This window comes from Thalassospira sp. UBA1131 (assembly GCF_002311515.1).
GTDB lineage: Bacteria > Pseudomonadota > Alphaproteobacteria > Rhodospirillales > Thalassospiraceae > Thalassospira.
Map to the genome: position 1 here is coordinate 12,565 of NZ_DCAO01000068.1, position 6,488 is coordinate 19,052.

Sequence of the window (6,488 nt, forward strand, 5' to 3'; positions counted from 1 at the left end):
GGTATCCTTGCGGCTCTGATGACCTCGTTCTACAGCTGGCGTCTGATCTTCCTGACCTTCTTCGGCGCACCGCGCGCTGATGAACGCACCATGGCGCACGTGCATGAAAGCCCGGCGATCATGACCGGTCCGCTCCTGTTCCTGACCGTCGGTGCTGTCTTTGCCGGCTGGTTCGCCAAGGACTGGTTCGGTGGCGGCGACTTTGAAGAAATGCTGACCTTCTGGAATGGCGCACTCTTCATGGCCGAAGGCCACAACGCTCTGGAAAATGCACACCATGTTCCGGGTTGGGTGAAATGGGCACCGTTTGTTGCCATGATCACCGGTCTGTCGCTTGCGATTGTCATGTACAAGCTCGTGCCGTCGCTTCCGCGCACGCTGGCCAACACCTTCAACGGTGTTTACCGCTTTGCGCTGAACAAATGGTACTTCGACGAGCTCTATGACAAGATTTTCGTCAAGCCGGCCTTTGCTTTGGGCTATGGCTTCTGGAAATCAGGGGATGGTGCCATCATTGATGGTTGCGGTCCGGATGGTGTGGCAGCTGCTTGCCGTAACATCGCACGTCGCGTCAGCGCCATTCAGAGTGGTTTCGTCTATCACTATGCATTTGCGATGCTGATCGGCATTGCAGCGCTGGTCTCCTACACAATTTGGAAGATGGGTTAACGGGCGATGAGTGATTGGCCAATTCTTTCGATCGTCACTTTCCTGCCGCTGGTCGGTGCAGCCCTGCTGCTGCTGATCAATGGTGAAGAGGCGACTGTTGCCCGCAATTCCCGTTGGGTTGCGCTTTGGACCTCGGGGTTCACATTCCTCGTATCCTTGATGCTGTGGGTGAACTTCGATGCAACGACCGCAGATTTCCAGTTCGTCGAGCAGGCGGACTGGATGCCGGGTCTGAACATTTCCTATCACATGGGCGTTGACGGTATTTCCGTTCTGTTCGTCCTGCTTGCGACCTTCCTGACGCCGATTTGTATCCTGTCGGCATGGGAAGCCATCCAGAAGCGCGTGAAGGAATACATGATCGCCTTCCTCGTTCTTGAAACGATGATGGTCGGCATGTTCAGTGCCCTTGACGGTCTGCTGTTCTATCTGTTCTTCGAAGGCGTCCTGATCCCGATGTTCATTATCATCGGCGTCTGGGGTGGTCAGCGTCGCGTCTATGCGGCATTCAAGCTGTTCCTTTATACCCTTCTTGGTTCGGTCCTGATGCTGGTGGCACTGCTTGCGATGTATTTCGAAGCGGGCACCACCGATATCCCGACCCTGATGGAATACGGCTTTGATTATAATATGCAGCTCTGGCTGTGGCTGGCCTTCTTCGCATCGTTCGCCGTTAAGGTGCCGATGTGGCCGGTCCATACCTGGCTGCCCGATGCCCACGTTGAAGCACCGACGGCTGGTTCTGTGATCCTGGCTGGCGTGCTGTTGAAAATGGGTGGTTACGGTTTCCTGCGTTTCTCGCTGCCGATGATGCCGCTGGCGTCTGAAACCTTCGCACCGCTCGTCTTCACGCTGTCGATTGTTGCTATCATCTATACGTCGCTGGTCGCCCTTGCGCAGCAGGACATGAAAAAGCTGATTGCATATTCGTCGGTCGCCCATATGGGGATTGTTACCATCGGTGCATTCACCTTTAACCAGCATGGTATCGAAGGTTCGATCTTCCAGATGCTCAGCCACGGTGTGGTTTCCGGTGCACTCTTCCTGTGTGTCGGTGTGGTCTATGACCGTATCCATACCCGTGAAATCGACGCCTATGGTGGTCTTGTCCACCGAATGCCGAGCTACGCACTGATCTTCATGTTCTTCACCATGGCATCGGTTGGTCTGCCGGGGACGGGTGGGTTCGTTGGTGAAATCCTCGCACTTCTGGGTGCGTTCGAAGCCAACACCTGGGTCGCCTTCTTTGCGGCAACCGGTCTGATCCTTGGTGCGGCCTATGCGCTGTACCTCTATCGCCGTATTATTTTCGGGGCACTCACCAAAGAGAACCTGAAAACCATCCTCGATCTGAGCCCGCGTGAATGGATTATCTTTGCACCGCTGGTGATCATCGTTCTGTGGATGGGGGTCTATCCGGTCTCCTTCCTCGACATCATGCATGTCTCGGTTGAGAACCTCGTCAACCAGGTCGAAACGGCCCAGGCTGCAGCGGCACAAGCCGCCCAGCTGGCTGCGAATTGAGGGGAATGAACATGGGAGTTTCTATGCTCAACCTCGGGGCCGCGCTGCCCGAAATGTTTATGGCAGTTTCTGCCTTGGCGCTGTTGATGCTTGGGGTTTTCGCTGGCAAGGACAAATCCTTCCGCACCGTATCCTGGCTGGCAGTTGCCGCCCAGGTCATTACCATCGCACTGGTGGTGATGGGGGATGGTGGTTCGGCATTCTTTGGTCAGTTCAGTGCTGATCCGTTTGCCAAGTTTTGCAAGGTCCTGATCCTGATCGGTTCTGCAACCGGCATCATCATGGCTATGAACTTTGCCGAGCGTGAAAATATGGCACGCTTCGAGTTCCCGATCCTGATCTCTCTTGCCACCCTTGGCATGATGGCGATGGTATCGGCAACCGATATGCTGTCGCTGTATCTCGGCCTCGAACTGCAGTCGCTTGCACTTTATGTTGTCGCGGCCATCCGCCGTGACACCGTGCGTTCGACGGAATCGGGTCTGAAATACTTCATCCTCGGTTCGATCGCCTCTGGCATCCTGCTGTATGGCATGTCGATGGTCTATGGCTTTACCGGCACCACGAACTTCGCCGTTCTGGGCAATACGCTTGTCGGTGGTGAACTGCCGCTGGGTGCGCTGGTTGGTCTGGCCTTCATCTTTGCCGGTCTGTGCTTCAAGGTTTCCGCCGTTCCGTTCCACATGTGGACCCCGGACGTTTATGAAGGTGCGCCGACCCCGGTCACGTCGTTCTTTGCGGTTGCCCCGAAGATTGCCGGTCTGGCGCTGTTCATCCGCGTTGCCGTTGGTCCGTTTGGCGGTGCTGTCGAAGACTGGCAGCAGATCATTGTCCTGATCTCCATCCTGTCGATGGCGGTTGGTTCGTTTGCCGCACTCCGTCAGGAAAACATCAAACGTCTGATGGCCTATTCGTCCATCGGTCACGTTGGTTTCGCGCTTGTCGGTCTGGCCGCAGGCACGCAAGAAGGTGTCACTGGTGTTCTGGTTTATCTGGGTATCTACCTTGTCATGAACCTTGGCACCTTTGCCGTCATCCTGTGCATGCGTCGTAACGACCGCATGAACGAGGAAATCACCGATCTTGCCGGTCTTGCGAAAACCAAGCCGCTGATGGCTGCGATCACTGCGATCTTCATGTTCTCGATGGCAGGTATCCCGCCGCTGGCTGGCTTCTTTGGCAAGTTCTATGTCTTCAAGGCAGCCGTTGATTCCGGCCTTGTGACGCTTGCAGTTATCGGTTTGGTGACCTCGGTCGTCAGTGCCTATTACTACCTGCGTATCATCAAGGTCATGTATTTCGACGAGCCGGTCGAAGGCTTTGATCGCAATGGTACCGAGATGAATGTCATCATGGCGGTTGCCACGATCATCATCCTGGCCTTCGTCTTCTTCCCGAACCCGCTGATGGATAGCGCAGCTGTTGCCGCGGCATCGCTGTTTGGGATGTAAGAATGGCATTGCGAACGATCCGTCTTCCCGAAGGTTTCACCCTTCACGAACTGGAAGCGGTCGACAGCACGAATGAAGAGGCCAAGCGCCTCGCAGACAAGGGCGCCCAAAGTGGCGCCCTTGTTATAGCCAGAACCCAGACGTCTGGCCGTGGCCGCCGTGGCCGTGCCTGGTCGTCACCGGTGGGTAATCTGTATTCGTCGCTGTTGCTGCGCCCGACCTGTTCACTGGCCGAAGCCGCCCGTCTGACCTTCCTGATTGCTGTTGCCATGGCCGAGGCGGTTGAAACCGTCACCGGCGGTATGGTGCGCCCGGATTGCAAATGGCCCAATGACCTGATGGTCAATGATCGCAAGATTTGCGGTATCCTGCTTGAAAGTGCGTCCAATCAGCGATCAGCAACCGATTATCTTGTGATCGGGGCTGGGGTGAATGTCGCCTTTTTCCCCGACGATGCCGAACGCCCGGCAACCTCGTTGGCGGCGTTGGGCTCCCCGGTGTCGGTTACGGATCTGATATCAACCTATGTTGCGCGCGTTGCACACTGGTTGCCGATCTGGGAACAGGACGGTTTTGCACCGATCCGCGAAGCCTGGCTGGCGCGCGGATATGGCATTGGCAAACCGGTTGTCGCCCGCCTGACCGAACGCGAACTTCAGGGAACTTTCGTCGGGCTTGATGAGGGTGGCGAACTTATCCTAAGAGAAGACAGCGGTTTTGAGCACCGCATCGGGGCTGGCGAAGTGTTCTTTGCCGCCTGATATAACGAAATAGCTTGCTTTGTAGCGGAGGCTTGTAAGCATCATGTTGCTTGCGATTGACGCCGGGAACACCAACATCGTCTTTGCCGTTTTTGATGGTGATACCATCAAGGGCCAGTGGCGCTGTTCCACCACCACCGAACGCACCGCGGACGAGTTGGGCGTGTGGTTGCACCATCTTTTCACGCTGTCTGGCGTGCCCAAGGATGCGATTACGGGGGCGATTATCGCCACTGTGGTGCCGGCTGCGGAATTCAGCCTCAAGACCCTGTGTCGCCGCTATTTCAACGTCGAACCGATGGTTGTCGGCGATCCTGCGGTCAATCTTGATATGAAAATCATCATGGATCGACCAAGCGAGGTGGGTGCAGACCGCCTTGTCAACGCGATTGCCGCCCATGAACTGTTTGGCGGGCCGCTGGTGGTGCTTGATTTCGGGACGGCCACGACCTTTGACGTGGTCGACGGCAATGGTGATTACCTAGGCGGTGTGATTGCGCCGGGTGTCAACCTGTCGATCAAGGCCCTGCATATGGCCGCGGCCCAGTTGCCGATGGTCGCGATCGAAGCCCCGCGCAGTGTGGTGGGCAAAAACACGGTCGAAGCCATGCAGTCAGGGGTCTATTGGGGCTATGTCTCGATGATCGAAGGGTTGCTTGCGCGTATTCGCCAACAGCAAAATGTCGACCAGATGAAAGTCGTGGCAACCGGTGGGCTTGCACCGCTCTTTACCAAGGCGGTTGATGAAATTGAATATCTGCATGGTGATCTGACCATGCTGGGTTTGTTGATGATCTATCGTCGCAACAGCCAGCAGACCGAACGCCCTACAGGATAAAGACTTGCGTGACGCAAGGGGAACGATTATCCCGCATGTAATTGATGCGCCGAAAACAAAGGATATAGCTTCCGTGGATTTGTATTTGCCAAAAGATGACGTTTTGTTCGTGCCGCTCGGAGGTTCCGGCGAAATTGGCATGAACCTGAACCTTTATGGCTATGACGATCAATGGTTGATGGTCGATATGGGGGTTTCGTTCGGCGAGGAAGGCCTGCCGGGCGTCGATGTGGTCATGCCCGACCCGACCTTTATCGAGGAACGCAAGGACAAGCTGCTTGGCTTGGTCCTGACCCACGCGCACGAAGATCACTTGGGCGCGGTGCCGTATCTGTGGCCGCGCTTGAAATGCCCGATTTACGCGACCCCGTTTGCCGCGGAATTCCTTAAGGCCAAGCTGTCCGAAACCGATTTTGCCGACCAGGTGCCGATCCATGTGATCGAACTGGGCGGGCGGTTCCAGCTTGGTTGCTTTGATATCGAATTCGTCACCATGACGCACTCGATCCTGGAGCCCAACGCCCTTGCGATCCGCACGCCTAAAGGCCTGATTGTCCATACCGGCGACTGGAAGTTCGATCCCGATCCCCAGATTGGCGAGGCATCGGATGTCAAAAAGCTCGAAGCACTGGGCGATGAAGGCGTCATGGCACTGGTCTGTGATTCGACCAATGTGTTCTCGGAGGGCAAAACAGGCTCCGAAGGCGACGTTGCCAAGAACCTGTCCAAACTGTTCGCCGAACATCCGCAGGGGCGCATTGCCGTTGCCTGCTTTGCCACCAACGTTGCCCGTGTGCAGTCGGTGATCGAAGCCGCCCATGAAAACGGCCGCTGTGTCGGGCTTGCTGGCCGGTCGCTTAATCGCGTGACAGAGGCCGCGCGCGAAGTCGGTTATCTTAAAGGCTATCCGAACCTTCTGACCGACGAAGACGCGATGGAAGTGCCCAAGGATCAGGTTCTTTTGCTTTGCACCGGGTCACAGGGCGAACCGCGTGCCGCATTGTCGCGCATTGCCAAGGGTGATCATCCCACCGTCCAACTCGATCCGGGTGATACAGTTGTGTTCTCGGCGCGTGAAATTCCGGGCAATGAAAAGTCGATTGGCTATATCCAGAACCTGCTGATCCGCCGTGGCGTCAAAGTCATCACCGCGCGTGATGAACCGATCCACGTATCGGGTCATCCCGGCCGCGAAGACCTGACGCGCATGTATCAGCTGACCCGTCCGAAAATCCTGGTCCCGGT

The 6,488-nt window shown here is 56.3% G+C and carries 5 protein-coding genes and 1 pseudogene; all 6 read left to right on the top strand.

What is annotated here, in order from left to right:
• A pseudogene (locus B3Z49_RS10860) lies at positions 1–669 on the top strand (NADH-quinone oxidoreductase subunit L); the annotation flags it as partial.
• Positions 670–675: 6 nt separating this feature from the next.
• Positions 676–2,193, top strand: a complete 1,518-nt coding sequence (locus tag B3Z49_RS10865; protein ID WP_008891220.1) for an NADH-quinone oxidoreductase subunit M — start codon at positions 676–678, stop codon at positions 2,191–2,193.
• Positions 2,194–2,204: 11 nt separating this feature from the next.
• Positions 2,205–3,644, top strand: coding sequence for an NADH-quinone oxidoreductase subunit NuoN (nuoN, locus tag B3Z49_RS10870; RefSeq protein WP_296990767.1), 1,440 nt, complete (start codon positions 2,205–2,207; stop codon positions 3,642–3,644).
• 2 nt (positions 3,645–3,646) lie between these two features.
• Positions 3,647–4,405: a biotin--[acetyl-CoA-carboxylase] ligase gene (locus tag B3Z49_RS10875; protein WP_296990769.1), complete on the top strand. Its 759-nt coding sequence runs from the start codon at positions 3,647–3,649 to the stop codon at positions 4,403–4,405.
• 43 nt (positions 4,406–4,448) lie between these two features.
• Positions 4,449–5,243, top strand: a complete 795-nt coding sequence (locus B3Z49_RS10880; protein WP_008891217.1) for a type III pantothenate kinase — start codon at positions 4,449–4,451, stop codon at positions 5,241–5,243.
• A 73-nt stretch (positions 5,244–5,316) separates the two neighbouring features.
• The coding region (locus B3Z49_RS10885) for a ribonuclease J (protein WP_296990772.1) at positions 5,317–6,488 on the top strand (1,172 nt) is incomplete at its 3' end.

Coding starts and splice junctions, on each gene's coding strand:
- B3Z49_RS10865 (WP_008891220.1), top strand. CDS start 676: ATGAGTGATTGGCCAATTCTTTCGATCGTCACTTTCCTGCCGCTGGTC.
- B3Z49_RS10875 (WP_296990769.1), top strand. CDS start 3,647: ATGGCATTGCGAACGATCCGTCTTCCCGAAGGTTTCACCCTTCACGAA.
- B3Z49_RS10880 (WP_008891217.1), top strand. CDS start 4,449: ATGTTGCTTGCGATTGACGCCGGGAACACCAACATCGTCTTTGCCGTT.
- nuoN (WP_296990767.1), top strand. CDS start 2,205: ATGGGAGTTTCTATGCTCAACCTCGGGGCCGCGCTGCCCGAAATGTTT.